29 protein-coding genes are annotated in these 25058 nt (G+C 70.3%); 18 read left to right on the top strand and 11 right to left on the bottom strand.

Annotated features, from left to right (window positions below):
• Positions 1–2: 2 nt before the first annotated feature.
• The 3 genes from ABZX37_RS09560 to eccD are packed head-to-tail and all read left to right on the top strand — an operon-like array spanning position 3 to position 2183.
• Positions 3–494, top strand: a complete 492-nt coding sequence (locus ABZX37_RS09560; RefSeq protein WP_354737704.1) for a hypothetical protein — start codon at positions 3–5, stop codon at positions 492–494.
• Complete coding sequence (locus ABZX37_RS09555; protein ID WP_116202260.1) at positions 487–810, top strand: YbaB/EbfC family nucleoid-associated protein; 324 nt, start codon at positions 487–489, stop codon at positions 808–810. The genes ABZX37_RS09560 and ABZX37_RS09555 overlap by 8 nt, the downstream gene beginning before the upstream one ends.
• Entirely contained in the window at positions 807–2183 is a 1377-nt protein-coding gene (gene eccD, locus ABZX37_RS09550; RefSeq protein ID WP_354737702.1) for a type VII secretion integral membrane protein EccD, read from the top strand. Before ABZX37_RS09555 ends, eccD begins: the two co-directional genes overlap by 4 nt.
• Here the strand turns inward: eccD and ABZX37_RS09545 are convergent.
• Positions 2173–3126, bottom strand: a complete 954-nt coding sequence (locus ABZX37_RS09545; protein WP_354737700.1) for an AsnC family transcriptional regulator — start codon at positions 3124–3126, stop codon at positions 2173–2175. The two genes, eccD and ABZX37_RS09545, sit on opposite strands and share 11 nt — an antisense overlap.
• Positions 3127–3221: 95 nt before the next feature.
• Here ABZX37_RS09545 and ABZX37_RS09540 point away from each other — a divergent pair, with 95 nt between their 5' ends.
• A complete protein-coding gene (locus tag ABZX37_RS09540; RefSeq protein ID WP_354737698.1) occupies positions 3222–4532 on the top strand; it encodes an MFS transporter in 1311 nt (436 codons plus the stop codon).
• Here the strand turns inward: ABZX37_RS09540 and ABZX37_RS09535 are convergent.
• Positions 4477–5430 carry a helix-turn-helix domain-containing protein gene (locus tag ABZX37_RS09535; protein ID WP_354737696.1) on the bottom strand — a complete coding sequence of 318 codons (954 nt, stop codon included), beginning with the start codon at positions 5428–5430 and terminating at the stop codon, positions 4477–4479. The two genes, ABZX37_RS09540 and ABZX37_RS09535, sit on opposite strands and share 56 nt — an antisense overlap.
• An 84-nt stretch (positions 5431–5514) precedes the next feature.
• Between ABZX37_RS09535 and ABZX37_RS09530 the strand changes: the two genes are divergently transcribed.
• On the top strand, positions 5515–6099 hold the full coding sequence (locus tag ABZX37_RS09530) for an NIPSNAP family protein (protein ID WP_354737694.1): 585 nt from the start codon (positions 5515–5517) through the stop codon (positions 6097–6099).
• Here ABZX37_RS09530 and ABZX37_RS09525 read toward each other — a convergent pair.
• Complete coding sequence (locus tag ABZX37_RS09525) at positions 6041–6805, bottom strand: MerR family transcriptional regulator (protein WP_354737692.1); 765 nt, start codon at positions 6803–6805, stop codon at positions 6041–6043. The genes ABZX37_RS09530 and ABZX37_RS09525 overlap by 59 nt on opposite strands.
• 54 nt (positions 6806–6859) lie before the next feature.
• Here ABZX37_RS09525 and ABZX37_RS09520 point away from each other — a divergent pair, with 54 nt between their 5' ends.
• Positions 6860–7117 (top strand): hypothetical protein, encoded by a 258-nt coding sequence (locus tag ABZX37_RS09520; protein WP_354737690.1) that lies wholly within the window; start codon positions 6860–6862, stop codon positions 7115–7117.
• 40 nt (positions 7118–7157) lie between these two features.
• Complete coding sequence (locus ABZX37_RS09515; RefSeq protein WP_354737688.1) at positions 7158–7829, top strand: hypothetical protein; 672 nt, start codon at positions 7158–7160, stop codon at positions 7827–7829.
• A 3-nt stretch (positions 7830–7832) separates the two neighbouring features.
• On the opposite strand, the gene ABZX37_RS09510 is transcribed toward ABZX37_RS09515, so the two are convergent.
• Entirely contained in the window at positions 7833–8915 is a 1083-nt protein-coding gene (locus ABZX37_RS09510; protein ID WP_354737686.1) for a type VII secretion protein EccE, read from the bottom strand.
• A 152-nt stretch (positions 8916–9067) separates the two neighbouring features.
• Here ABZX37_RS09510 and eccB point away from each other — a divergent pair, with 152 nt between their 5' ends.
• From eccB to ABZX37_RS09490, 4 genes are read left to right on the top strand one after another with little or no spacing between them, the layout of a single operon-like run.
• Positions 9068–10474 carry a type VII secretion protein EccB gene (gene eccB, locus ABZX37_RS09505; protein WP_354737684.1) on the top strand — a complete coding sequence of 469 codons (1407 nt, stop codon included), beginning with the start codon at positions 9068–9070 and terminating at the stop codon, positions 10472–10474.
• Between the two features lie 38 nt (positions 10475–10512).
• Positions 10513–11187 (top strand): response regulator transcription factor, encoded by a 675-nt coding sequence (locus ABZX37_RS09500; protein WP_354737767.1) that lies wholly within the window; start codon positions 10513–10515, stop codon positions 11185–11187.
• The gene (locus ABZX37_RS09495; RefSeq protein ID WP_116202251.1) at positions 11184–11837 is read left to right on the top strand and encodes a response regulator transcription factor; all 654 of its coding nucleotides are present in this window, start codon (positions 11184–11186) and stop codon (positions 11835–11837) included. Before ABZX37_RS09500 ends, ABZX37_RS09495 begins: the two co-directional genes overlap by 4 nt.
• Before the next feature lie 41 nt (positions 11838–11878).
• Positions 11879–12916, top strand: a complete 1038-nt coding sequence (locus tag ABZX37_RS09490) for a toll/interleukin-1 receptor domain-containing protein (RefSeq protein WP_354737682.1) — start codon at positions 11879–11881, stop codon at positions 12914–12916.
• A gap of 4 nt (positions 12917–12920) precedes the next feature.
• On the opposite strand, the gene ABZX37_RS09485 is transcribed toward ABZX37_RS09490, so the two are convergent.
• Positions 12921–13715 (bottom strand): carbon-nitrogen hydrolase family protein, encoded by a 795-nt coding sequence (locus tag ABZX37_RS09485; RefSeq protein WP_354737680.1) that lies wholly within the window; start codon positions 13713–13715, stop codon positions 12921–12923.
• 84 nt (positions 13716–13799) lie between these two features.
• Between ABZX37_RS09485 and hisD the strand changes: the two genes are divergently transcribed.
• The 4 genes from hisD to ABZX37_RS09465 are packed head-to-tail and all read left to right on the top strand — an operon-like array spanning position 13800 to position 17579.
• Positions 13800–15125: a histidinol dehydrogenase gene (hisD, locus tag ABZX37_RS09480; RefSeq protein WP_354737678.1), complete on the top strand. Its 1326-nt coding sequence runs from the start codon at positions 13800–13802 to the stop codon at positions 15123–15125.
• Complete coding sequence (locus tag ABZX37_RS09475) at positions 15122–16231, top strand: histidinol-phosphate transaminase (RefSeq protein ID WP_354737676.1); 1110 nt, start codon at positions 15122–15124, stop codon at positions 16229–16231. The genes hisD and ABZX37_RS09475 overlap by 4 nt, the downstream gene beginning before the upstream one ends.
• Positions 16228–16827, top strand: a complete 600-nt coding sequence (hisB, locus tag ABZX37_RS09470) for an imidazoleglycerol-phosphate dehydratase HisB (protein ID WP_354737674.1) — start codon at positions 16228–16230, stop codon at positions 16825–16827. The genes ABZX37_RS09475 and hisB overlap by 4 nt, the downstream gene beginning before the upstream one ends.
• An 11-nt stretch (positions 16828–16838) precedes the next feature.
• On the top strand, positions 16839–17579 hold the full coding sequence (locus ABZX37_RS09465; protein WP_354737672.1) for a hypothetical protein: 741 nt from the start codon (positions 16839–16841) through the stop codon (positions 17577–17579).
• Between the two features lies 1 nt (position 17580).
• On the opposite strand, the gene ABZX37_RS09460 is transcribed toward ABZX37_RS09465, so the two are convergent.
• Positions 17581–18318 (bottom strand): MBL fold metallo-hydrolase, encoded by a 738-nt coding sequence (locus tag ABZX37_RS09460; RefSeq protein WP_354737670.1) that lies wholly within the window; start codon positions 18316–18318, stop codon positions 17581–17583.
• 17 nt (positions 18319–18335) lie between these two features.
• Between ABZX37_RS09460 and ABZX37_RS09455 the strand changes: the two genes are divergently transcribed.
• Positions 18336–18494: a hypothetical protein gene (locus ABZX37_RS09455; RefSeq protein ID WP_354737668.1), complete on the top strand. Its 159-nt coding sequence runs from the start codon at positions 18336–18338 to the stop codon at positions 18492–18494.
• Between the two features lie 541 nt (positions 18495–19035).
• Here ABZX37_RS09455 and ABZX37_RS09450 read toward each other — a convergent pair.
• Positions 19036–19680 carry a GNAT family N-acetyltransferase gene (locus tag ABZX37_RS09450; protein WP_354737666.1) on the bottom strand — a complete coding sequence of 215 codons (645 nt, stop codon included), beginning with the start codon at positions 19678–19680 and terminating at the stop codon, positions 19036–19038.
• 44 nt (positions 19681–19724) lie between these two features.
• Positions 19725–21908 (bottom strand): MMPL family transporter, encoded by a 2184-nt coding sequence (locus ABZX37_RS09445; protein WP_354737664.1) that lies wholly within the window; start codon positions 21906–21908, stop codon positions 19725–19727.
• 193 nt (positions 21909–22101) lie between these two features.
• Here ABZX37_RS09445 and ABZX37_RS09440 point away from each other — a divergent pair, with 193 nt between their 5' ends.
• Positions 22102–22680 carry a TetR/AcrR family transcriptional regulator gene (locus ABZX37_RS09440; protein ID WP_354737662.1) on the top strand — a complete coding sequence of 193 codons (579 nt, stop codon included), beginning with the start codon at positions 22102–22104 and terminating at the stop codon, positions 22678–22680.
• Between the two features lie 70 nt (positions 22681–22750).
• Entirely contained in the window at positions 22751–23566 is an 816-nt protein-coding gene (locus ABZX37_RS09435; RefSeq protein ID WP_354737660.1) for a class I SAM-dependent methyltransferase, read from the top strand.
• A 147-nt stretch (positions 23567–23713) separates the two neighbouring features.
• Here ABZX37_RS09435 and ABZX37_RS09430 read toward each other — a convergent pair whose 3' ends face one another.
• From ABZX37_RS09430 to soxR, 3 genes are read right to left on the bottom strand one after another with little or no spacing between them, the layout of a single operon-like run.
• Positions 23714–23932: a hypothetical protein gene (locus tag ABZX37_RS09430; protein WP_354737658.1), complete on the bottom strand. Its 219-nt coding sequence runs from the start codon at positions 23930–23932 to the stop codon at positions 23714–23716.
• A 35-nt stretch (positions 23933–23967) separates the two neighbouring features.
• Positions 23968–24516 carry an RNA 2'-phosphotransferase gene (locus tag ABZX37_RS09425; RefSeq protein WP_354737656.1) on the bottom strand — a complete coding sequence of 183 codons (549 nt, stop codon included), beginning with the start codon at positions 24514–24516 and terminating at the stop codon, positions 23968–23970.
• Positions 24517–24562: 46 nt separating this feature from the next.
• A complete protein-coding gene (soxR, locus tag ABZX37_RS09420; RefSeq protein ID WP_354737654.1) occupies positions 24563–25024 on the bottom strand; it encodes a redox-sensitive transcriptional activator SoxR in 462 nt (153 codons plus the stop codon).
• Between the last annotated feature and the right edge of the window lie 34 nt (positions 25025–25058).

The following is a 25058-nucleotide window of genomic DNA, read 5'->3' as shown; positions in this document are numbered from 1 at the left end:
CCATGGCCGATCTGGTGACGCTCCCGCTGGGCTTCGACGTCCCCGAGGGCTGGACGCCGGTGCCGCCGATCGCGCCCGGGCTGGTTTTCGTCGCCGTGCACCCGAAACCGGTCGCGGACTTCACGCCGAACATCACGCTCGGCATCCAGCAGCGCCGGGATTCCCTGCCGATGAAGGACATCGCCGACGAGGCCGTCGAACGGCTCGGCCGGACGATGGCGCTGCTGGACGTCCTCGACCGCCAAGAGGTCGGCGGCCCCGCCGCGCCCGGCTGCACCCAGACCTTGCGGATGCGCACCGGCGAAGGCCAGGATCTGCTGCAGATCCAGGTGTTCCTGACCGTGCCCGGTCCGGCCGGGCGGGTCGTGCTGGAACTGGTCTGCACCGCCGATCCGCGGGACGCGCGCACGCTCGTCCCCGACTTCCGGAAGTTCGTCGCCAGCGTGCACGTCCGCCGGGAAACCCCGCAGGAGAAGGAGAACGACGGTGACTGAACCGTATGCCGTGCCGGACATGGACGACCTGCTCGCGCAGGTCCGCAAGCAGACCGAAGAGGTGCAGCGGATCCAGCGCACGGTCGAGGCGATGGAGGTCAAGGCGGCTTCGCGGCAGAACGAGGTGACGGTGACGCTGCGCGGCGACGGTCGGTTCACCTCGGTCGACATCGACCAGCGCGCGATCCGCGAGTACGACGCGCGCACGCTGTCGGAGATCGTCCTCGAAGCGGTGAACGCCGGCCTGCAGAAGCTCGCCGAGGCGAGCAGCGCGAAGTTCGCCCCGGTGATCGAGGCGTCCAGGTCCCAGCTGTGAGCGCGCCGGCCGTCGCCGGGTCGACCCGGCGCGTCACGATCGTCACCCCGCGCGCCAGGGTGGACGTCGCGCTGCCGCAGCAGAGCACGTTCGCCGAACTGGTGCCGCAGCTGGTCCGGCTCGCCGGGGCGGCCGGGCAGGCGTCGGCCGAGCATCCGGGCTGGGTGCTGTCGCGGCTCGGCGGCGCGCCGCTCGCGCTCGGGCTCACCGTGGCCGCCGCGCAGGTGCGCGACGGCGAAGTGCTCCACCTGACCCCGCGCGAACGTCCGCGGGGTCCGTTGCTGTTCGACGACGTGGTGGACTCGATCGCGAGCGTCGGGGAATCCGCGTCGACCGCGTGGGGGCCGAAGGTCGCTCGCCGGGCTGGGATCACGGCCGCCGCGGCGCTGTTTTTCGCGGGCGGGCTGCTGATCCAGGCCTCGCTGGCGGGCAGCGTGCTCGCGCCGATCGGCACCGGGCTGCTCGCTATCGTGCTGCTGCTCGGCGGCGGCGCGTTGAGCCGGGCGTACGGCGACTCGGGCGCGGGTGCGGCCGGTGCGCTGGCCGGGGTCGGCGTGGCGTTCCTGGCCGGAATTTCTTTGCTGCCACCGCATTCGGTGTTCTCCCTCTCCGCCGGACCGCTTGCTGCGGGGCTCGCGGCGGTGACTGTTTACGGTGTGCTGGCTGCGGTTTCCGTCGCCGACCGGTTGCCGTTCTTCGTGGCGGTCGTCGGTTCGGCCGGGATCGGCGCGATCGCGTCCGGAGTGGTGCTGCTGACCGGCGCGAAGCCGGTCGCCGCCGCGGCTGTCGCGGCGGTGTTGGCGACGGCGTTGGCGGCTGTCGCGCCGATGCTCGCGCTGCGGCTGGGCCGGATGCCGCTTCCGCGCGTGCCGGACGACATGGAATCCTTCCGTGCCAACGAACAGCCGTCGCTCGGTGTGGAGATGGCCGGGCGGACCACGTACGCGCAGGCGTTGCTCACGAGCCTGCTGGTGGCGCTCGGGCTGGTGGTGATCGGTTCCTCGATCGTGCTCACTACCGGCGGGCCTTGGGAAGCCGGGTTGGCCGCGCTCGTGGGGACGGCCTGGATCCAGCGGTCGCGCTCGTACGCGGGCCGCACGCAGCGGTTGGTGCTGGTCGGCTTCGGCCTCATTGCCTTGCTGACGGCGGGTTTCTGGCTGATCGCGGCCAACCAGCGGATCGCGCTGCTCGCGGTCGGGCTGACGCTGGTGGTGGCCGCGGTGGTGTCGCTGTTCTACGCGACGCGGGTCGCGCGCGGGGTGCGGTCGCCGTATTGGTCGCGGTTGCTGGACATTTCGGAATTCCTGGTGTTGTTGTCGCTGGTGCCGTTCGTGGCGTTGATCGCCGGGGTGTACGAGGCGGTCAGCGGCTGAGCGGACTCGCGGCTTTCAGCGTCCGCAGGACCGGCGCGGTTTCGCAGGAACGGATGCCGGGCAGCGCGCCGAGGCGGTGGGTGAGGTAGCGGTGCAGCGCTGGGGGATCGGCGCAGAGGGCGTGCGCGAGCAGGTTTGTCGGTCCGGTGGTCGCGGCTACGACGGCTAGCTCGCGGTGGGTGGCGAGTTCGGTGGCGACGGCGTCGAGATCGGCTGGGGCGACCGCCATCCACAGCAGAGCCTGTGTGGTCGCGCCGAAGAGCCGGGCGTCGATTTCCACGTCGAAGTACAGGGTTTCGGCCGCGCGCAGGTCGGCGATCCGGCGTGCGACGGTCGCGGCGGACCAGCCCGTAATCGCCGCCAGCTCGGTCTGGCCGAGGCGGCCGTCTCGCTGCAGTGCGGTGAGCAGAGGTCCGTCGGCGGCGGTCGCTGGGGCAAGCGTGGCGCGGGTTTCCGGTTCCAGCTGGCGGCGTTGGGCGTCGGTCAGGACTTCGGCGCGGCCCAGCCAGGCGGTCGGCCCGCCGTGGTACAGATGCAGCAGCTGGTGCGCGGAGACGGCGGTGATGCCGGTTGTGCGCGGGATGTCGTGCAGCAGCAGGCCGTGCTCCGGCGTGGAGTCGTTGGCAGCGTGGACGATCACGCAGATTTCCGTACCGCCTCCGGCCAGCTTGACCCAGGTCGTGTCGGTGCGCCGGACGAGCGCGTCGGCGACCCGTTGCGCGACCGCCGGGACGACGGTGAGCCGCACGAGCCACTGCGTCTGCCCGGCGCGATGCGGCGCGGCCAGCCCGACGACGCGCAGTCCGGCTTCGGCGCGCAGCCGCCGGTACCGGCGGGCGACAGTTTGCGTCGAGACGCCCAGGACGGTGCCGATCCGCGCGAACGGGGTGCGGCCGTCGATCTGGAGGGCGTGGACGAGGGCGTGGTCGAGGTTGTCGAGCATGGCTTGATTCTGCACCAGACTGTCCCGAGTGGAAGATTTCTGCTCGTTGTGGACGGCGGCTGGAACCTTGCTGGGCTGCTGCCCAGGCTGGCGGCATGAACGATTCACGCCGCTGGACCGCGCTGGCGGTCCTGCTCGTCGCGGAAGCGATGAACCTCCTCGACACCACCATCGTCCAGGTCGCCGCGCCCGCGGTGCACGCCGAACTGGGCGGTGCGATCTCCTTCTACACCGTCGGGTACACGCTGCCGTTCGCGCTTTTGCTGATCACCGGCGGACGCCTCGGCGACATTCTCGGCCGGCGCCGCACTTTCCAGTTCGGCATGGCCGGTTTCGTCCTCGCCTCGGCCCTGTGCGCGGCCGCGGCCACCCCGGGTTTCCTGCTCGTTTTCCGGGCGCTGCAAGGAGCTTCGGCCGCGTTGGTGATCCCGCAGACGATCGGGCTGATCCGCGTCCTCTTCGACGGCGCGGCCCGGGCCCGGGCGCTCGGCATGATCGGCCCGGTGATGGGACTGGCCGCGGTGAGCGGACCGGTCCTCGGCGGACTGCTGACCGACGCCTGGACGTGGCGGTCGGTGTTCCTGGTGAACGTCCCGCTCGGACTCGCTGTGCTCGCCGCGTCCGGTCTGCTCACCGAAGACCGGTCCGCCGCCCGGCCGCGGCTCGACCTGCTCGGGACCGCCTTGGTCGTCGTGGGCGCCGGGCTGGTGGTCTATCCGCTCCTCACGCGGTGGAACGGCTATCTCGTCTCCGCCGGAGTGGTTGTGCTGGTGGTTTTCGCGGTGCAGCAACGGTTTCGCGGCGGCCTGATCGAACGCGGCCTCTTCCGCGGCCTGGGTTTCCCGGCCGGGTTGGCGACGTCAGTGCTGTTCTTCGCCGTGATGACCGGCCTGACCCAGGTCGTCGTCCTGTTCCTGCAGTTGACCCAGCACGCCGACGCCCGGACCGCCGGACTCTCGTTGCTGCCATGGTCGTGCGGGCTGGCGGTATCGTCCTTTGCGGCCGGACGCTGGCTGGTCCCGCGTTATGGCAGCCGGATTCTCTTTGCTGGCCTGGGCTTCCTGGCCGTCGGCATCGCTGGGATCGCTGTTGGCTGGCCATTGCTGCTCTCGCTGGCGATCGCGGGAACGGGAACCGGGTTGTTCACTGTGCCGTTCTTCACCGCCGCGCTGGCGCTAGTCCGTCCCTCGGAAACGGGTTCGGCGGCTGGGCTGCTGAACGCGGTGCAGCAGCTCGGCGGAACCGTCGGAGTCGCTGTGCTGACCGCGGTTTTCCTCGCGACGGAGGTAGAAGTCGCGTGCTGGACGGCCGTCGGCCTGACCGTCGCGGCCGGGCTGACCGCGATCGGGCTCACCCGCGGAACGCGCGCCGGTAGTCCGTCGGAGCCGTCCCCAGCCGGAGTGTGAAATGGCGGCGGAGGTTGGCCGCCGAGCCGAGGCCGCTGCGTTCGCCGATCAGCCCGATCGGCAGGTCGGTGGATTCCAGCAGGCTGCGGGCGTGCAGGACGCGCTGGTCGAGCAGCCATTGCAACGGCGTGGTCCCGGTGGCTTCGTGGAACCGGCGGACGAACGTGCGCGGGCTGACCCCGGCCTGGCGGGCCAACTGCTCGACGGTCAGCGGCTGGTCGAGGTGCCGGGTCGCCCAGTGCAGCACCGGACCGAGCCCGGCGTCGTCGGTCTCCGGCACCGTCGCGGACACGTATTGCGCCTGGCCGCCGCCGCGGTGCGCGGGCAGCACCATCCGGCGCGCGACCTCGTTGGCGACGTGCGCGCCGAGGTCGCCGCGCACGACGTGCAGGCAGAGGTCGATTCCCGCGCTGCGTCCGGCGCTGGTGAGCACCTGCCCGTCGTCCACGTAGAGCACCGACGCGTCCACCTGGACCTGCGGATACAGCATGCCGAGGGTGGCGGCGTACATCCAATGCGTCGCCGCGCGCCGACCGTCCAGCAACCCTGCCGCCGCGAGCGCGAACGCACCCGTGCACAGCGAGACGATCCGCGCCCCTGTCTCTGCTGCCTCCCGGATCGCGCTGACCAGATTCGCCGGGATGGGCTGTCCAGTTTGGACACACGCATACGGCAACGCGGGGACCAGCACGGTATCGGCGTCCTTGAGCGTCTCGAGACCGTGACTCGCGTGGTGCCGGAACCCGAACTCGGTGCGGGTTTCCGGCTTCGCCGCGCAGAACCTCAGCTCGTACCAGGGGTCGGCGAGGTCGGTCCGGGACGGCCCGAACACCTCCGCCGCGATGGCCAGCTCGAACAGCGGCATGTCGTCGACCAGCGCGACCGCGACGGTTCGCATGGTTCGAGGATACGGCAGGAATTATGCGGAAGGAGTCAGTCCTGCCACTCGCTCTGGTGATGGCGAGATGGCAGATTCGCCGCGGTGACCGTCGTGGAGCTTCGCCAGTACACCCTCCGTCCCGGGCAACGGGACGTCCTGATCGACCTGTTCGACCGTGAACTGCTGGAACCGCAGGAGACGGCGGGCTGCACGGTCGTCGGCCAATTCCGCGACGAGGACGACCCGGACCGCTTCGTGTGGTTCCGTTCCTTCCCGGACATGGCGTCGCGGCACGCCGCGCTGACCGCGTTCTACCTCGAAGGCGAGGCCTGGCGGACACATCGCGACGCCGCCAACGCCACCATGCTCGACAGCGACAACGTCCTGCTGCTGCGCCCCGAAGTGGACTTCCCGCCGTTGCCCCGGCCAGTTGATGCTGCGTCATCGCGAATCCTGGTGCTGATCGGCCCGGCTTCTACGGACTTTGTCGCACCGTTCGCTTCCTTCGTCACCGAGCCCGCGGAGAACACCTTCCGCACGCTGCCGGTGCGGGAAGGGGAGAACGTCCGGGTGGGAGTCTGGGTTTTCCCTGACCTGGCCGCCCGGCAGGCTTTCGAACGCGGGTTGGCTATGCCCGACGTGCAGCGGCTTCGCTTGGCTCCGACGTCGCGTTCTTCGCTTCGCTGAGCCTCTGTGCGACGAGTTGATCGATGCGCTGCCAGGCCGGACTGTCGAGATGCTGAGTGAGAAGCTCGACGACCTGATGGGGGACCTTCCGGAAGTCCGGCAGATCAGACGGCAACGTCATCCGCTTCGCGAGCTCCGCTGCGGTGTCGGCGATCGCTTCGAGCCGCGGATCGTCGGGACTCCACTCGATCGCCTCGTCGTACGCGCGGAGAACGGCGACGTATTCCGGATCGTCCAGCAACGCGATGCGACTGGCGAGGATCGCGCGGCTGATGTCCGGAGCCAGCGCGCAGGCGAGGATCCAGCCGTCGCGGATCGCGTGCTCGTGGCGCTCGGACAGCCCCATCGGTCGGAGCCGCTCCATGAACGCGATGGCTTCCGGCGGCAGGCAGAGCCGATCGGGCTGATCGAGATCCCGCAACCGGACCCGACGTTGCTGGAGCTGCCGGATCCGGTCGCGCAACTCGGCGTCGATCTGCTCGAGCGCGGTCTCATCGGCGTTCAGCACCTGAGGAATGCGCGCCAGCGGGACGCCCGCCTGGGCGAGCGTGACGATGCGGGCGAGGTCGATGACCGCCTGCGCGTCATAACGTCGGTACCCGGAGGCGTCGCGTTCGGGCTCGGGAAGCAGCCCTTTGGCGTGGTAGACGCGGACCGCCTTGGCCGAAACCCCGGCGTGGCGGGCGAGCTGGCCGATGGTGAGCATGCCTCCAGTATCGCGCTTGACCTTGTCCCTGGGGCAAGGTTGGAAACTGGCCGCATGGCTGATTACGACACCCTGCGCGCGCTCGCCGACGACGGGAACGAGACCGCACTGGACCGCCTAGCCGACCTCGCCGACGGCCGCGGCGACCTGACCGAACTGTCGGATCTGCTGGACGAGGGCAGCGAACACGCGGGCCGGTTGCTGACCCGGCGGGCGGTGGAGAACCGCGATCTGCGGGAGCTGCAACGGCTTTCGGACGCGGGGAGCGGCGAGGCGGAGACGGAGCTGGAACGGCTGCTTCGCGCTGATTAACTCATTGTGCCCCGGGCAGCGGGCTTGGCAGGGTTGCCGCGTGCCGATCGCCGACCTGACCCCGGACGCCCGCGCCGAACTGGCGTGGCTGGAGAACATTTACGTCTCGGCGGGGTATGCCGGGCCGGGGCACATCGTGCGCCAGATCCTGCCTGCGGGCTATCCGGCCTACCTGCGGATCTTGCCCGCGTTCGCCCGCACCGGCGACGAAACCGACCTGCGAAGCTGGGCGAGCCTGGCGGAGCGGCTCGGGCTGGAAATCCACCCGGAAACGTGCCACCTGACTCTTGCCCGGGCTGATGTCGCCACCGGGCCGCGGCAATGGACGACCGAATCCAGCCGCCTGCGCCCTCGCGAGCAGCGCGCGCTGTGCGGCATCCTGGCCGGAGTTTCGGGTGCGTCGGACGTCTATTTCGGTTACGACGTTTCCGCCGACGCGGCGGGCGGGATACCCCATCTCGTCGTCGCCGCGCCGCTGGACGGTCTCGACGAACTGCGGAAGCGGGTCGACGACGAGGTCGGCATCGAAAGCGGCCCGGACTACTGGATGCCGCGCGGCCACGCCTGGGTCGTCTGCTCCGATCACGACCTCACCTCCACCTACGTGGCGTGCGGCGAGGAGGTCGCGCGGGCGATCTTCGCGCACCCGGATCTCGAGGCGTTGTCCGTGACGCCCGAGACTCGCATCGATTTCGGAGCGGACCCTTCCTGACCCTCAGGTCAGCGCGAGCGGCAACGTCCGCCGTACTGCCGCGGCCTGTTCGCCGTGCAACGGGACCACCGAAACCCCTTGCGGCACCGGCGCTTCCTCCGCCCGGGTCCCCACCCGGATGGCCAGCTCAAGCTTCTCCCGCCCACCCGGAGTGCGCCGCAAAGTCGCGGACGTAGCGGTAAACGCCGCCCCCGGCACCGCCACCCCCAGCGTCCGCGCAAGACCCCGCGCAGACCGCGGCGCGTAGCACGTCTGCGTAAGCCCGCCCCACTTCCACGCGCGCCACAAATCCCCATCGGACTGCGGGTCGCCGGTCGAAACCCCCAGCGCCACCCGAAGCTCGTTGGTCAGCTCCCCAGCTTCCAGGACCGTCGACGGATGCCCCGACTCCGCCAGCGCCACCATCAAACTCAACGCCGCACTCGCGGTACTCCGCAGCGCCCCCAACTCACCGCCGCCCCGCGCGAGGGCGGCGATCGGCGCGTCCTCCGGCCGGTAGCGCACCGCGAGCCAGCGCACCCGGTACACCCGCGAATCCCTTGGCACCGCCCACGTCAGCAGCTGCGCGGCGGCCAGCGGGATGTCCGTGTTCTGGAATGTCGTGCGGAGGATCGCCAGCAGTTCGTCCGTCGAGGGCTCACCAGCGCCAGGGGTGAGGCGGACGATCGCGCTCCAGTCGCCGTCGACCTCGGCGACGCCGAATCGGTTGCCCGCGCGGTCGACGTGCTGGCGGACCTTCACCGGACCGGCGATGCGCAGCAGGGCGTCGGGACTGTCGCGGCGGCTGTCGTCGCGGCGCAGGCGGTGCGCGAGCCACGTCCACGCCCACCCGGCGAAATGCCGCCCGGCGACCCGCACCGACGTCGTCACCACCAGCAGCCCGGCCAGCGCGGCGACGGTGATCCGCACCGGCTGGGCCAGGCCGTGCACGGTGAACGCGAGCAGCAGCGCCAGCGCGGCGATCTCCCACCCGGCCGCCTGCAGCGGACGGATCGGCAGCAGCCACGGCCACGGCGCGGTGCCCGAAATCCCGGCGGTCCCGGGGGAGCGGGCATGAGCCGGGGCAGGCGGCGCGGACACGGACAACGCATTCCCCTCTTCCCCGGGCAGCGACCCGGCCCCGCGAACGCTAGCGTCCCCGCGCGGGCGCGTGGGCGTAAAAATTACCCTCGTAGGCCGCCGGAGAACTGTCTAGCCTGCGCGAGAAGCGGATGTGATCTCCAGGGGGCCGGGACAGCGTGTGGACGCAGCGGGACCAGATCCAGGCGTACCAGTTCCTGCGCCGCCGTCTCGTGTCCGCGCTCGTCGCCGCGGACGCCAACCATCCGGTGTCGCCCAGCCGCCGGCTCGTGCTCGGCACGGTGCTCGGCGTCGGCGCGGCCCTGCTCGTGACCGCGGTGTTCGGGGTGATCGGCCTGGTCAGCCCGTCCGGCGGGAAGGACTGGCTCGCCGGCGGCAAAGTGATCGTGGAAGCGGACAGCGGAGCGAGGTTCGTGCTCGGCGCGGACGGCGCGGTGCACCCGGTGCTCAACTACGCGTCCGCGCGGCTGCTCGCCGGCGGCAACGGCCATGAGACCGTCACGGTGCCCGCCGAAAAGCTCGGCACCGCCCCGCGCGGCACGCAGATCGGGATCGTCGGCGCGCCGGATTCGTTGCCCAGCACGCTGATCACCACCCCGTGGACCAGTTGCAGCCGCACCACCCAGGACGCGCCCGCCTCGGCCGAACCGCTCGTCGCCGTGCTGCTGGAAGCGGCGGCGTCCGGGGTCGAGCTGCCGCGCGATTCGGGCGTGATCGTCCGCGTCCCGCAGGGCGGCCGGTTCCTCCTCGCGGGCGGCCACCGCTACCGGCTGAGCGACGAAGCCGCGGCGGCTCTGCAATTCGACAGCTACCCGACGATCACCGTGTCCGCGCGCTGGATCGACACCGTGCCCGCCGGACGCGACCTCGGCGAGATCCCCGTCGACGGCGCCGGAAACCGCGGCCCGCGCGTGGGGACGCAGGAGACGCGCGTCGGCCAGGTGCTGTCGGTCGTCGACCCGATGGCCGGGGCGGCCACCGCCTCGACGTACTACCTCGTCCGCCCGGACGGTCTCGAACCCGTCGGCCAGACCCAGGCCGCGCTGCTCGTCACGACCCCGGCGAACGAATCGGCGTACTCGGGCCGCCCGGAACCGGCGCGGGTTCGCGCCGCGGACGTCGCGGCGGTCAAGAAGGTGAGCGAACCCCGCTCCGGCGGCGCGGATCCGGCGGCCTATCCGGACCGGATCCCCGGCAAAGCGCCGATCACCGGCAGCGCGGTGACCCTGTGCGCGCAGAACGGCCGCGTGACGGTCTCGGCGGATCTGCCGGTCCCGTCCGGCGCCCGCGCGCTGCCGGTGCAGAGCCGGACCGACGCCCGGGTCGCGGATGTCGTCTACGTCCCGCCCTCGCGCGGCGCGGTCGCGACGGACGCCGGGTCCGGCACGATTTATCTCGTCACGGACACAGGACGAAAATATCCGGTGGCGAACGGGACGGCGCTCACGTCGCTGGGCTACGGTTCTGGGTCCGGGCATCCGGTCGCGGGCGGGCTTCTCGCGCTGATGCCGACCGGTCCCGCGCTCGATCCCGCCGTGGCCGGGCAGCCTGCGGGGACGGGGTGAGCGAGCCGGTGACCACGACAGCGCAGCGACCCAGCGGCGTGGGGGAGCCGGAGCCGGAACCGTTGGCTCCCGGCGCCGTCCGGGTGGCCGTGATCGAAGACCACCCGCTTTACCGCCGTTCGGTGGAACGCGTCCTCATCGAAGCGCCGGACGTCGAACTGGGCGCGGTGGTCGATTCGGTCGCCCGCTTCCACGTCGCGCGCCAGCCGGCCGGCAGCGTCGTCCTCCTCGATCTCGGCCTGCCCGGCGTCGCCGGCGCGGCCGCGGTGCTCGAAGTCGCGGAGCTGGGCCATCACGTGCTGGTCGTGTCCGCGCAAGCCGAACCGGAGACGGTGCTCGCCGCGATCGCCGCCGGCGCCAAGGGATTCCTGTCGAAGGACGTCGACGTCGACGAACTGCTCATCGCCATCCGCGCGGTCGCGGGCGGCGGCGCGTACGTGTCGGCCGTCGTCGCCGGAATGATCATCAAGGACAACACCGACCGCCCGGTCACGCGGCCGGAAATGGAGCTGTCGCCGCGCGAAGTGCAGGTGCTGCGGCTCGTCGCGGCGGGGGAACGGGACGTCGACATCGCGCGGATCCTCGACATCGGCGTCCGCACCGTGCGCGGCTATCTCGACCGGATCCGCGACAAGACCGGCGAACGGCGGCGCCCCGGCCTCGTGAAGGAAGCGATCCGCCGCGGGCTGGTGGGGAAGGAAACACTGAGGTGAAAGCCGACGAGGGGCGGCGCCGGAGCGGACCCATCCAGGTCGGGGTGATCGAAGACCACCCGCTGTACCGGGACGCGGTAGCGCGCGTGCTGAACGAGGCGCCGGACATCGAACTGGTCGCGGTGGCCGACTCCGTGGCGCGGTTCGCGGTCCAGGACCAACCGCCGGGCAGCGTGGTCGTGCTCGACCTGAAACTCCGCGGCGTCCAGGACGCCGCGGCAGTGCTCGAGGTGGGGCAGATGGGGCACAAGGTGCTCGTGGTGTCCGCACACGCGGAACAGCCCGAGGTCCTCGGCGCGATGCAGGCCGGCGCCAAGGGCTTCCTGTCGAAGGACGTCGACGGGGACGAGCTGCTGCGCGCGATCCGGACTATCGCGGAGGACAACGCCTACGTCTCGCCGACGCTGGCCGGGATGATCATCCAGGACAGCGACGAACGGCACGCCGGTCCGAAGATCGTGCTGTCGGAGCGGGAAAAACAGGTCCTGCGCCTGGTGGCGGCAGGGGAGCGGGACGTCGACGTCGCGGAGATCCTGGACATCAGCGTCCGCACGGTGCGGTCCTATCTGGACCGGATCCGGGACAAGACGGGGGAGCGGCGCCGGGCCGGTTTCGTCCGGGTGGCGATCCGGGAAGGCCTGCTGCGCTGACCGCCCGGGATGCGGGGCGGGTCTTCGACTACGACGTCGCGGTGTCGTTCGCCGGGGAAGACCGCGAGTTCGTCGAAGCTGTCGTCCGCGAGGTGAACGACGCCGGGTACAAGGTGTTCTACGACCAAGACGAGCAGGTCGCGCTGTGGGGTGAAGATCTGACCGAGTACCTGCCGAAGATTTACGAGGAACGCGCACGGTACGCCGTGATGTTCGTTTCCCGGCATTACGCGGCCAAACCGTGGACGAGATTCGAGCGGCGAAGCGTGCTGTTGCGGGCGATCAACCAGCCGGAACCGTACTTGCTTCCGGTGCGCTTGGACGCAACCCAGCTCGACGACGTCCGGGACAGCATCAGTTACCTGGACGGGAACATCGTCGGGGCGAGCGGCATCGCGAGTGCCGTCTGCGAGAAATTGGGCAGTGCCGCCGCGGTGGGCGGAGGCGGGTTCAACGGGTACGTCCCGCGCAACGAACACGAAGTCACGGTGCTGATCGGCGAACGCCCTCCCGGCTGGGAGTATCTGCTCTTTTCTTATGAACTGGTGCGCGGGGTCGAGCGGTTGCACGACGCCTATCTTGATCACTGCATGGGCTTTACCCATCCGGCCGATTACGTGCCGGTCGAACAGGTCCTGTCGATCATCCAACGAGAACTCGCGACAGTTTTGAGTGTGATCAGGAACTTCGGCGCGGTGCTTTCCGGCGACGCGCAAACGGCCGCGTTCGGGGCTGTCGGCGAAGCCGGGGACGTCCCGCGAATACTCCACGTGGCGAGCCGCTACGTCGCCGTCTACCAATCATTCCTGGAATGGTCCTACCGGCTCCGCGGCTACGCGACACCGTCGGACGAGGTGCACGAAGTCTTCGCGGCTCTCGCCCGATACGCGGATCAGCCCGTGGAACGGCTGAGGTCCTTCGTGTACGAGTTCCGCGACCGCGCGGACCCCCTGCACGCGCGACTGCTCAGCGGCGAGAACGTCACGGTCCAGATGACCCTCCCGCTGGAAATCGCTCCCGAGGCCTCAGCCCAGTTCGATCAAGCCATGGAAGCATTCCAGCGCCGCCTGCTGAGCTGACTCCTCACAACCGCCGATTCGCCAGCGCCCCAGTAGCCGTCCGAGCCTTCCCGGCCACCTCCGGCTCCACATCCACCACCAGCATCTCCGCCCCGGCCCCAGCCTGCGTCTCCACCCGGCCAAAACCGTCCGCCACCAGCGAGTACCCGATCCCGGTCGGCGCCTTCGGATTGACCTCCGCCCCGGTCACCGCAGGATCAGCCTGCCCGCAAGCCGCCACCCAGCAGCCGGAATCCAGCGCCCGCGCGCGCACCAGCACTTCCCACTGCTCCCGCTTCCCGGCCCCGGCGCCCCACGAAGCCGGGACCGCCACCACATCGGCCCCGTCGTCGGCCAGTCGCCGGAACAGCTCAGGGAACCGCAGGTCATAGCAGGTAGCCACGCCGAAAACCGTCCCCTCCGCGGAGAACGTCACGACCTCCGACCCCGGCGCGACAGTGTCCGACTCCGCGAACCCGAACGCGTCGTACAGGTGGATCTTGTCGTACCCGAGATGCTGCCCCAGCCCGGTGACCAGCAGCGTGTTCCGCACCCGCCCGTTGTCCGCTGGCGTGAACATCCCCGCGATGACCAGCACGTCGTGCTCCGCCGCGATGGAGGCCACCGCCGAGGCCCACGGGCCGTCCAGGGATTCGGCCACCGGGGCGAGCGGGCGGCCGAAGCGGGCCATCGTCGCCTCCGGGAACACCACCACCCTGGCGCCGGCGGCCGCCGCGGCTTCCGCGCCGGAGCGAACCGTCTTCAGGTTTTCTTCCGGGTCGTCGCCCGAGTTGAGCTGGCACAACGCGATCCGGGGCACACGAGCCTCCCTGGTCCGGGGACAGCGGGTCGACACCGAGTATCCCTGCCGGGAGCGCGCGGGCCACCTCGTACCCTGGTGTCCATGTTGAACCGCACCGACCTGCGCGGGCAGGTCCCCTCCGCTGCCGAGCTCCGTGCCGCGCTTCCGCGCGCCGAGTACGACGTGGACGCGGCGCTGCATCACGTCCGGCCGGTGGTCGAGGCGGTGCGCGAGCGCGGGGTCGAGGCGGTCCTCGAGTTCACCGAGCGGTTCGACAAGGTGCGCCCGGAGACGGTCCGGGTGCCCGCCGAGGAGCTTTCGAAGGCGCTGTCCGAGCTGGACCCGCAGGTCCGCGCCGCGCTGGAGGAGTCCATCAAGCGCGCCCGGAAGGTGCACTCGGACCAGCGCCGCCAGGACGTCACGACGCAGGTCGTCCCCGGCGGCACGGTCACCGAGCGCTGGGTGCCGGTCGACCGCGTCGGCCTGTACGCGCCGGGCGGGCTGGCGGTGTACCCGTCGACCGTGGTGATGAACGTCGTCCCGGCGCAGCTGGCCGGCGTGCGCTCGCTGGTCGTGTGCTCGCCGCCGCAGGCCGCGTTCGGCGGACGGCCGCACCCGACGATCCTGGCCGCGGCCGCGCTGCTCGGCGTGGACGAGGTCTGGGCGGTCGGCGGCGCGCAGGCGGTCGCGCTGGCCGCGTACGGCGGCGTCGACACCGACGGCGCCGAGCTGGCCCCGGTCGACATCGTCACCGGACCGGGCAACATCTACCTCACCGCGGCCAAGCGGCTGGTCCGCGGCGTGATCGGCATCGACTCCGAGGCCGGTCCCACCGAGATCGCGATCCTCGCCGACGAGACGGCCGACCCGGCGCACGTCGCCGCCGACCTGATCAGCCAGGCCGAGCACGACCCGCTGGCCGCGAGCGTCCTGGTGACCACCTCCGAGGAGCTGGCCGACGCCGTCGACCGCGAGCTGGCCAAGCGGGCCGCCGCGACGAAGCACTCCGAGCGGGTCGGCCAGGCACTGGGCGGCAAGCAGTCCGGCATCATCCTGGTGTCCACTGTGGACGACGGCCTGCGCGTGGTGGACGCGTATGCCGCCGAGCACTTGGAAATCCAGACCGCCAACGCCCGTGAAGTGGCCGCCCGGGTGCGCAACGCCGGGGCGATTTTCGTCGGCGCGTACGCCCCGGTTTCGCTGGGCGACTACTGCGCGGGCTCGAACCACGTGCTGCCCACCGGCGGGTTCGCGCGGCACTCCTCGGGCCTGTCGGTGCAGAGTTTCCTGAAGGGGATCCACGTCGTGGACTACTCCGAGGACGCCCTGCGCGAGGTCGCCCCCCGCGTCGTCTCGCTCGCGAACGCCGAAGACCTGCCCGCCCACGGCGAAGCCGTCACCGCACGTTTCGAAGGAGACGGCCGATGACCGAAGCGATCCCCGGCGACGAGGTCACCCTCGCCGACCTCCCGCTGCGCGAGGACCTGCGGGGCCGCACCCCGTACGGAGCGCCGCAGCTGGACGTCCCGATCCGGCTCAACACCAACGAAAACCCGTACCCGCCGCCGCCCGAGCTGGTCGACGACGTCGCCGAGGCCGTCCGCGCCGAAGCCGCTTCGCTGCACCGGTACCCGGACCGCGACGCGGTGGCGCTGCGCACCGATCTGGCGGATTACCTCACGGTGTCCACGCGAGTGGTGCTGTCCGAGTCCAACGTGTGGGCGGCGAACGGGTCGAACGAGATCCTGCAGCAGATCCTGCAGGCGTTCGGCGGTCCCGGCCGCACTGCGCTGGGCTTCGAGCCGTCGTACTCGATGCACCCGATCATCGCGACCGGCACGCGCACCGACTGGCTGCCGGTGCCGCGCCGCGCGGACTTCTCGCTCGACACCGCACAGGCCGCCAAGGCGGTCGCCGAGCGCAAGCCGGACATCGTCTTCGTGACCAGCCCGAACAACCCCACCGGCGGGTCGATCCCGCTGGACCAGCTGCGCGGCGTGCTCGACGCCGCCCCGGGGATCGTCGTGGTGGACGAGGCGTACGCGGAGTTTTCCTCGCAGGCCAGCGCGATCGAGCTGATCGCGGAGTATCCGGCGAAGCTGATCGTGTCGCGCACGATGAGCAAGGCGTTCGCCTTCGCGGGCGGCCGGCTGGGCTATCTCGCCGCCGCACCGGCCATGGTGGACGCACTGCAGCTCGTCCGCTTGCCGTACCACCTTTCCAAAGTCACCCAGGCGGCCGCCCGAGCCGCCCTCCGGCACGCCGACGCCACCCTCGCGTCGGTGCACCGGCTCTCCGCCGAACGCGACCGCGTCGTGGAAGCCTTGCTGGGCTTGGGTTTCACCCCGGTGCCGAGCGACGCCAACTTCGTCCTTTTCGGACAGTTCAGCGACGCGCCGGCCAGCTGGCAGTCCTATTTGGACCACGGCGTGCTGATCCGGGACGTGGGCATCGAAGGCCACCTGCGGGTGACCGTCGGCACCCCGGAAGAGAACGACGCTTTCCTCGAAGCGAGCAAGGAAGTCAAGCGATGAGCCGCATCGGCAAAATCGAGCGCACCACCAAGGAATCGTCCATCCTGGTCCAGGTGGACCTCGACGGGACCGGCCAGGTGGACATCGCCACCGGCGTGCCGTTCTACGACCACATGCTCACCGCGTTCGGCGTGCACGGCTCGCTGGACCTGAAGGTCGAAGCGACCGGCGACGTCCACATCGATGCGCACCACACCGTCGAGGACACCGCGATCGTGCTCGGCCAGGCACTGCGCCAGGCCCTGGGCGACAAGAGCGGCATCCGGCGATTCGGCGACGCGTGGATCCCGATGGACGAAACCCTCGCCCACGCCGCGATCGACGTCTCCGGCCGCCCGTACTGCGTGCACGTGGGGGAGCCGGAGGAGTACAACACGTTCACCATCGGCAACAACTACCCCTTCGTCCTGACCCGGCACGTGTTCGACTCGCTGGCGTTCCACGCGCAGATCGCCCTGCACGTCCGGGTCGTCCACGGCCGCGACCCGCACCACATCGCGGAGGCGGAGTACAAGGCCGTGGCGCGGGCGCTGCGGGCGGCTACGGAGCCGGATCCCCGGGCTGGCGGGATTCCGTCCACGAAGGGCGTGCTTTAACGGCTATGGACGTGCGCGGTTCTCTGAAAGAAATACTGCGCTCTCCTGATCAGCAGGCCGCGGCACTGGCGACGGAGCTGGTCCGAGCAGAAGAAACGGGAGTCGACGACGCGATACTCGCAGTGGCGACCCGCGGGACCTTGTCTGGCGCGGTGGTCACGCTGGCAATCCGGATTCTCGTGGAGCGCGATCGCGATCGTGATCCGGCTCCGCTGCTCGACCTCGTCCCGGACGGACAGGTCCGAGCCGAGGACCGCCGACCGGCCTGGCCGGCCAGAGCTCCGATCGTCACCCGCTACCGATTCGGGTTCAGCCGGCTCCGCCCGCTCGACCCAGTGGCCCAGTACGAGAGGGTCCTCGACCACTATCCCGCTGTGGTGCGGATGGACGCGGCAGTCGGACTGGGAGATTCCGGAGAGATTAGCGCTCTTGATCCCTTGGCGAAGGCGTTGAAGGACCGCCTTCCCGCGGTGCGCACGCTCGGTGCGAACGCGGTCCGCAGGCTGGGCAACGCGGGATTGCGCGAAGCAGCGCGGGAGCACCCCGTCCGGGAGTTGCTGATCGATCTTCTCCAGGACGTCCTCCGGGAGACCAGGATCGCCGCGGCGCGAGCACTCGCTTCGCTGGGGGAGCTGGAGGTTCTGGCGGAGCACTGTCCGAAGTCGGCTCGTGATCAGCGCGAATGGGCGAGGATGACGCGGGGCGAGATTCCGCCCCTGAAACGAACCTGGCCAGGGGATCTCACGATCTGATTCACACGCGGAACACCGTGCGCGGCGCGGCATAGGCCACTGGCCCGGGAAAGTGTTCGGCAGCAAGGCGAACCGCGTCGCGGGCGGTGACCGTGTGACCGAGATGCGTGAGCACCAGCCGCGCCGCTCCGGCAGCCGCGCGGCCCGCTTCCTCAGGCGTCAGGTGTTCCGCGGACGGTTCGATGCTGTCCGCCTCGCACAGGAACAGATCCGTCCCCTCCGCCAACGCGGACAGCGCCTCGCACGGACCGGTGTCCCCGGAGTACGCGAAAGTCCGCGCCCCGTCGGTGATCCGCACTCCGAACGCCGGGAATCCGTGCGACACGGCCACCGTCTCCAGTTGCAGGCCACCGACCCGGGTTCGGTGTCCGTCGTGCAGTTCCCGGACCGCGAACGCCTCCTCGATCGGCGCGCGGCCGGTGTTGCTCAGGAACGCGGAGATCCGCGCCGCCGTGCCGGGCGGGCCGTGCAGCGGGATGGGGCGTCGCAGGCGCAGATCCGCGAACAACAGTGCGTACACCGCCGGTAACAGATCCGCGACGTGGTCCGCGTGCAGATGCGAGATCCAGATCGCGTCCAGTTCCGTCGGCGAGACGTGTTCCTGCAGGGCAGCGAGGGTGCCTGGTCCGGCGTCGAGCCAGATCGCGGTGTCCTCGTGGCGCACCAGGTACCCGGAGCACGGAGCGTCCGGGCGCGGGTACGGCGTCGCGCTGCCCAGTACCGTCACGGTGAAAGCCATGTGGCACGCTAACCCCTGTGAGCAAAGAGCTGATCGCGGTCCTGCTGCTGGCCCTCGGCGGCTTCCTGGGCGGCGGGGTCTACTCGTTGTGGAAGACCGCGAAGTTCTTCGCCGTGGTGCTGGGCATCGCGGCAGTGCTGGCGATCGGCGGGGCCATCGCCTGGCTCGTCAGCTGACCGACGCTGGCCCTTTCGCCGCCGACCCGCGCTTCTCGGCGACTGACGCGGACCGCTCCGAACCTGACGCTCGCCTCCCCACGACCAACGCGGACCTCCCTGCACCTCACGCGAGCCTTCCCGCACCTGACCGAGCCCTCCCCGCGACTGACGCGTGGGTTTCCGCTCCTGACGCGGGCACTGCACACAACGAGCGCGCGCCTCTCCGCGCCCAACGGGGCGCGCAACGAGCGCGCGTCTCTCCGCGCCTAACCTGGCCCCGCAACGAACGTGCGCCTCTCCTCGGCCAACGGGGGCCCGCAACGAACGTGCGCCTCTCCGCACTTAACGCGGAGCCCTCCCTGCGCCGAACGCGCGCCCCTCGGCACCTAACGTGGGCTCTCCCCGCGACTAATGCGCGGCTCTCCGCACCCGACGCAGGCTCCTCCCACGACGAACGCGCAGTTCTCCGCACGCGACACGGGCCCTCCCAGCCACTAACGCGCACCCTCCCCGCGAACTAACGCGAGCGCCCCCTAACGAACGCGATCCTCCCCACGACCTAAGACTCCAACGGCTGATAAATGCACTCCGCCAACGTCGCGTGCTTCTTCCACCCCAACGTCTCGTACAGCGCCCGCCCGGCATCCGTAGCCCCGAGAACGCCAAGCACCGCACCATCCGCGACCGCACGATCGGCCAGCGTGCGCATCACAAAACCGCCCAGTCCGCGTCGCCGGTGGGCCTCCTCGGTCACCACCCGGTCCACGATCACCGCGTCGCCGACCCTCGCCAGCTGGCCTTTCGCCGCCTGCTCGCCGGACGCGTCCAGCACCCGGAGGAACGTGACGGCTCCGCTGGTCTCCGCCGCCACGGTGTAGCCCTCCGGCGCGACCGGGTTCGTCGCCAGCAGATCCGTCGCCATCAGATGGCCGGTGTCCTGCCAGGCGACGATCCAGCCTTCCGGCATCCACGGCTCGAGCGTTTCCGGTTCGGCGGGCGTCTTCAGCCACGTCCGAGGTTCGCTGACCGCGCCCGCGGCGGCGCGGACCAGCGATTCCTCAGCCTCCGGCAGGACGTGCCTGCCGACCTCCGCGGGATTGTCCAGGACCTCGACGAAAAGGCCCCATGGCTTCTCGACCGGCGGCGGTGTCCGCCGCGACAACGCCCATCCCGCTACCCAGGTCCGCACCGTGTCTTCGATCATGAAAACAGGGTACGAACCACCACCGACAAAAATCCGGCAAAAGATCAGACCCGCGTCAGTTCGCGTTCGTCGTCGCCGGGTGTGCCGAGCTCGCGGACCAGGCCCTCGCCCTCGACATCGACGTTCGGCAGGATCCGGTCCAGCCACTTCGGCAGCCACCACGCGCCGCGCCCGAGCAGGGACATCACCGCGGGCACGATCGTCATCCGGATCACGAACGCGTCCACCAGCACCCCGAAGGCCAGCGCGAACCCGATCGACTGGATCAGCGTCGACTCGGCCAGCACGAACCCGGCGAACACCGAGATCATGATCAGCGCCGCCGCCACGACGACCCGCGCCCCGTGCCGGAACCCGGTCACCATCGCTTCCTGCGGCTCGGCTCCGTGCACGTGTTCCTCGCGCATCCGGGTCACCAGGAACACCTGGTAGTCCATCGCGAGCCCGAACAGGACGCCGATCAGCAGGATCGGCAGCATGCTCATGATCGGGCCGGTCGAGGCGACGCCGAGCAGGTCGGTCAGCCAGCCCCACTGGAACACCGCGACGACCGCGCCGAACGTCGCGACCACCGAGCCGAGGAACCCGAGCGTCGCCTTCAGCGGCACCACGACCGACCGGAACACCAGCATCAGCAACAGGAACGCCAGCCCGACGATCAGCGCGAGGTAGGGCAGCATCGCGTCGGACAGCTTCTGCGAGACGTCGATGTTGGCCGCGGTCTGGCCGGTCACCGCGAGGCTGCCGCCGGTGTTTTCCTGCAGCGGACCGGATTGTGCGCGGATCGCCGACACGAGGTCTTCGGTCTGCGTGCTGCTCGGGCCGCTCTTCGGGATCACTGTGAGCACTGCGGTGTCCCCGGCCGGGTTGACCTTCGGCGGCGTCACTGCGGCGACGTCCGGCAGCTTGCCGATGTCCGCGGCGGCCTGCTTCAGCGACTCGGGATTGTGGTTCGGGCCGGTGTCGACGACGACCAGCAGCGGCCCGTTCGCGCCTTCGCCGAAGCCCTTGCTGACCAGGTCGTACGCCTTGCGCTGCGTGGTGTCCGGCGCGGCAGTGCTGTCGTTGGGCAGGCCGAGCTGCATGCTCAGCGCGGGAATCGCGACGACCGCCAACCCGACCAGAGCGGCCAGCAGCACCGGAACCCGGTGCCGCGCAACGAAACGCGCCCAGCGCTCGCCGTGCGTCGGGCCCTCGGTGCGGCGGCGCACCCGGATCTTGTTGCTGCCGACCCGGGCGCCGGCGAAGCCGAGCACGGCGGGCAGCAGCGTCAACGCGATCAGCACAGCCACCACGACAGTCGCCGCAGCGGCAACGCCCATCTGGCCGAGGAACGGAATGCCGACCACAGTGAGCCCGGCGAGCGCGATGATCACGGTGAGCCCGGCGAACACCACGGCGGAGCCAGCGGTGCCGACAGCTCGACCGGCGGCTTCCTCGGGTTCGCGGCCCTCGGCCAGTTCGTGCCGATAACGGGAGACGATGAAGAGCGCGTAGTCGATGCCGACCGCGAGCCCGATCATCAACGCCAGCACCGGGGTGTTGGAGTTCAGCTCCATCGAACCCGACGCCAGCATGATGCCCGCCATCCCGACGCCGACCCCGATCAACGCGGTGAGCAACGGAATTCCGGCGGCCAGCAGCGAGCCGAAGGTGATGATCAGGACGACCGCCGCGACCGCGACGCCGAGCCCCTCGGTGGCCCCGGTCGCCGGAACGCCCTGCACCGCGTCGCCGCCGTACTCGACCTGATACCCCAGTTGCTTCGCGTGTTCGCCGGTGGCGAGCAGCGCTTGCCGGTCGCTGTCGCTGAGTTCGAAGCCCTTGACCTGGTAGCTCACCTGCGCGAGCGCGACCCGGCCGTCCGGGGAGACGGACTTGGCCTGGAACGGGTCGACGACCCCGGCCACCTTCGGCGCGGACTTCAGCTTGCCGACCACGCCCTCGACGGCCGCCTGGCCCGCCGGGTCGGTGATCTTCCGCCCGTCCGGCGCGGCGATCGCGACGCGCGCGGTGCCGCCGCCCGCCGCGGCCTGCGGGAAGTGCTCGGCCAGCCGGTCGATCGCCTGCTGCGATTCGGTGCCGGGAATGGTCACCGAATCCGACAGCTTGCCCGACAGCGTGAGCGCGCCCGCGCCCAACGCCATGAGAACAAGCGCCCAGACCGCCGCCACGAGGGCCCGGCGGCGGAACGACAGCCTGCCGAGCCGGTACAGGAAGGGTGCCACGAGTCGTCTCCGTTCGCGCCCGAAGCGGGCTCTCCGCACTGGAATCGCCCTTTCGAAGCTAGCCGTTCGGCAAGGAGCTGCCAAGCCGATCGGCTAGGATGTGACTAGCCGCACGGCAAGTTTCGGGCTAGTCGTTCGGCTAGTATCATGATGTGCTGCGGAGCCGTGCACTCCGCTTGAGGAGGAGGGCGCGATGACGACCGTCGAACCGGTCGCGGACACCCGCACCAGGCTGCTCGCCACTGCGCTGCGGCTGTTCTCCGAGCACGGCGTGGAGGGCACGTCGCTGCAGATGATCGCCGACGAGCTGGGTGTCACCAAGGCCGCGGTGTACTACCACTTCAAGACGAAGTCGGAGATCACCGAGGCGGTCGCGGAGCCGGGCATCCGGGAGCTGGACCAGCTCGTCGTCGAGGCCGCGAAGCACCCGCGGCACGGCGCGCGGGTGGACCACCTGGTGGACGGTTTCGTCGATCTCGTGGTGCGGCACCGGGTGCTGGTCGCGCTGTTCTCCAGCGACCCGGGCATCGACGCGGCGCTGGCGAAATCGGTGCACGGCGTCGAAGGGTTCAAACAGGCGCTGATCTCGATCGTGGCCGGCGGGCCGGAACTGGACGTGACCGCTCGCGTGACGGCGATCGTGGCGTTCACCGGCATCGCGATGGCGGGCGGAGCGCCCGACCTGGCCGAGGTGGACGACGAAACCCTGCGCCGGGAACTGGTCCGGGTGGGCAGGCGGCTGCTGGGCAGGCCGCGTCGCCGGGTCTGCTGAGCACGTCCGCAGTTCTCGAATGCTGAGAACTCTGTTGCAGTATTTGGGAACTCGCTCCTAATCTCGAAGCATGCCTTCGGAAAGCAGCTACGGGCAGGGTCACGCGGAAAGCGTCGTACGTTCACAACATTGGCGCACCGTCGACAATTCGGCGGCCTACCTCGCACCGGAGCTGCTTCCCGGGCGCAGCGTGCTGGACGTCGGCTGCGGTCCCGGGACGATCACAGTGGACATCGCCCGCCGGGTGGCCCCTGGCGAGGTGCTCGGCATCGATTTGTCGGAAGCCGTTCTGGAACAGGCGCGTGCGCACGCTGAGCGCGAAGGCGTGTCCAATGTCCGGTTCGAGCGCGCCGACATCACAGCGTCCGAGGTGGCTGGCCGATTCGACGTCGTGCACGCGCACCAAGTGCTGCTGCACCTGACCGAACCGGTGGAAGCGTTGCGGCACATGCTGGCGCTGGCCAAGCCCGGCGGTGTCGTCGCCGCCCGCGACACCGACTACGCCGCCGCGTTCTGGTGGCCGGCGGACTCGCGACTGGACCGCTGGCTGGAGGTCTACCGCGCGGTCGCGCACGGCAACGGCTCCGAGCCGGACGCCGGACGGCGGTTGCTGGCCTGGGCGCACGCCGCCGGTGGTCGCGACGTCCAGCCGAGCGCCTCCATCTGGTGCCATTCCACGCCGGAGGAACGGGCGTGGTGGGGCGGCATGTGGGCGGACCGGATCCTGGACTCCAAGATCGCCGAGCAGGCTGTTGCGGGCGGGCACGCGTCCGCTGAAGATCTCCGCGAGATCTCTGAAGCGTGGCGCGAGTGGGCGGCGGATCCGGACGGCTGGTTCTCGATCCCGCACGGGGAAATCCTGTGCCGCGTGGCCGAAACCGGCTGATCGCCGCGCGACCTCTCGCGGCGGCCCCGCTCGCGCAGAAGTACGTGAGGGGAACCCTCACGGAATCAGATTCCCTCAGGGTTCCCCTCACGGACTTCCGCATCGCGCATCAGGCCGACCGGCGAAGGGGAACCCGACTGTGGTTGATTACGGCAGCCGGGAGTCCTTCAGCGCTTCGGCCGCGCGCAGTTCCTCGGCGCTCAACTGGTCCGCGGAAACCTGGACGACGGAGCGGAAACGGTGGCACACCGGGCATTTCTGCACCCGGCGCTCGCCGAGCCGGATCGCCTTGAGCGACACGAACGGAATCCAGATCGTGGAGAAGTAGTGGCCTTGGCTGCACTGGACGATCGTGTAATCCGGCATGGCCACCTCCTCGGGCGCGACAGACTCAGTATGCGCTACTCGGACACCGTCAGAAACTCCGCCGGGACCGCCGAAGTAAGCCACACCCCGTTGTCGCTCACCTGAAACGCGTGCCCGCGCGCGGCCATCTCCCCGGCCGCGACCGTCAGCACCACCGGTTTCCCGTGCCGCGACCCGACTTTCCACGCCGTTTCGCGGGTCGCCGACAAATGCACCGCGTGCCGTTTCATCGGCCGCAGACCCTCCGTCCAGATTGACGGCAGGAACCGCGTCGCCGTGCCGTGGAAGAGGGTTTCCGGTGGCACAGCGTCGGACAGGTCCAGATCCACGCGGACGCTGTGCCCCTGGCTGGCGCGGATCAACGTCCCCGTCTCGTCAAAGGAGAACCGCTGTTTCGCGCAGTTCGCGACGACCTCGTCCAGCTCCGCGCGGCTCACCGGGAACCGGTGCCGGGCGAGCGCCGCGAGGAGTTCGGCGACCGGGACCCAGCCGCCGGGAGACAAGGTCAAACCGAGTCCGCCGGGATCGTGGCGCAGGTGCCGGGACAGTCGTTTCGATACCCGGGTTCGATATTTCTCGTTCATTTCAACCCGCAGTAACCCACACCGACGCCCTGGCGCGCAACGGAATTCAGATGCCGCCCTCCAGGACCGGGCGCAACTTGCTGGCACCGGGGCCGAAGCGGGAGAGTTCGTCCTCCGCGTTGTACAGGCCGCAGCTGCGCAGCGACAGGCATCCGCAGCCGACGCATCCGGTCAGCCGGTCCCGCAGCCGTTGCAGCGCGTCGATCCGGGCGTCGAGTTCGGTCTGCCATTCGCGCGACAGCCGCGCCCAGTCCGCCTTCGTGGGTGCGTGGTCCGCGGGGAGCGTCTCCAGCGCCGCGCTGATGTCTTCGAGTGACAGCCCGACTCGCTGCGCGGCGCGGATGAACGCGATCCGCCGCAGCACCGAGCGCGCGTAGCGGCGCTGGTTGCCCGCCGAGCGCTCGGACGTGATCAGGCCGCGCTCCTCGTAGAACCGCAGCGCCGTGTGCGGGACCCCGCTGCGTTCCGCGACCTGCCCGATGCTCAGCTTGTCCGCCAACCTCGTCATTGCTTCAGGTTAGCCCTTGACCTTCAGTTTGGTC

It is taken from the genome of Amycolatopsis sp. NPDC004079 (genome assembly GCF_040610415.1).
GTDB lineage: Bacteria > Actinomycetota > Actinomycetes > Mycobacteriales > Pseudonocardiaceae > Amycolatopsis > Amycolatopsis halotolerans.
Note: the sequence above shows the minus strand (reverse complement) of the source record. Positions and strands in the feature narration are given on the sequence as shown.

Excerpts from the sequence above, each read along its gene's own strand:
- ABZX37_RS09560 (WP_354737704.1), top strand. The coding sequence starts at position 3 with ATGGCCGATCTGGTGACGCTCCCGCTGGGCTTCGACGTCCCCGAGGGC.
- ABZX37_RS09540 (WP_354737698.1), top strand. The coding sequence starts at position 3,222 with ATGAACGATTCACGCCGCTGGACCGCGCTGGCGGTCCTGCTCGTCGCG.
- ABZX37_RS09425 (WP_354737656.1), bottom strand. The coding sequence starts at position 24,516 with ATGAACGAGAAATATCGAACCCGGGTATCGAAACGACTGTCCCGGCAC.
- ABZX37_RS09475 (WP_354737676.1), top strand. The coding sequence starts at position 15,122 with ATGACCGAAGCGATCCCCGGCGACGAGGTCACCCTCGCCGACCTCCCG.
- hisD (WP_354737678.1), top strand. The coding sequence starts at position 13,800 with ATGTTGAACCGCACCGACCTGCGCGGGCAGGTCCCCTCCGCTGCCGAG.
- ABZX37_RS09440 (WP_354737662.1), top strand. The coding sequence starts at position 22,102 with ATGACGACCGTCGAACCGGTCGCGGACACCCGCACCAGGCTGCTCGCC.
- ABZX37_RS09525 (WP_354737692.1), bottom strand. The coding sequence starts at position 6,805 with ATGCTCACCATCGGCCAGCTCGCCCGCCACGCCGGGGTTTCGGCCAAG.
- ABZX37_RS09430 (WP_354737658.1), bottom strand. The coding sequence starts at position 23,932 with ATGCCGGATTACACGATCGTCCAGTGCAGCCAAGGCCACTACTTCTCC.
- ABZX37_RS09545 (WP_354737700.1), bottom strand. The coding sequence starts at position 3,126 with ATGCTCGACAACCTCGACCACGCCCTCGTCCACGCCCTCCAGATCGAC.
- ABZX37_RS09450 (WP_354737666.1), bottom strand. The coding sequence starts at position 19,680 with ATGATCGAAGACACGGTGCGGACCTGGGTAGCGGGATGGGCGTTGTCG.
- ABZX37_RS09535 (WP_354737696.1), bottom strand. The coding sequence starts at position 5,430 with ATGCGAACCGTCGCGGTCGCGCTGGTCGACGACATGCCGCTGTTCGAG.
- ABZX37_RS09460 (WP_354737670.1), bottom strand. The coding sequence starts at position 18,318 with ATGGCTTTCACCGTGACGGTACTGGGCAGCGCGACGCCGTACCCGCGC.
- ABZX37_RS09435 (WP_354737660.1), top strand. The coding sequence starts at position 22,751 with ATGCCTTCGGAAAGCAGCTACGGGCAGGGTCACGCGGAAAGCGTCGTA.
- soxR (WP_354737654.1), bottom strand. The coding sequence starts at position 25,024 with ATGACGAGGTTGGCGGACAAGCTGAGCATCGGGCAGGTCGCGGAACGC.
- ABZX37_RS09520 (WP_354737690.1), top strand. The coding sequence starts at position 6,860 with ATGGCTGATTACGACACCCTGCGCGCGCTCGCCGACGACGGGAACGAG.
- hisB (WP_354737674.1), top strand. The coding sequence starts at position 16,228 with ATGAGCCGCATCGGCAAAATCGAGCGCACCACCAAGGAATCGTCCATC.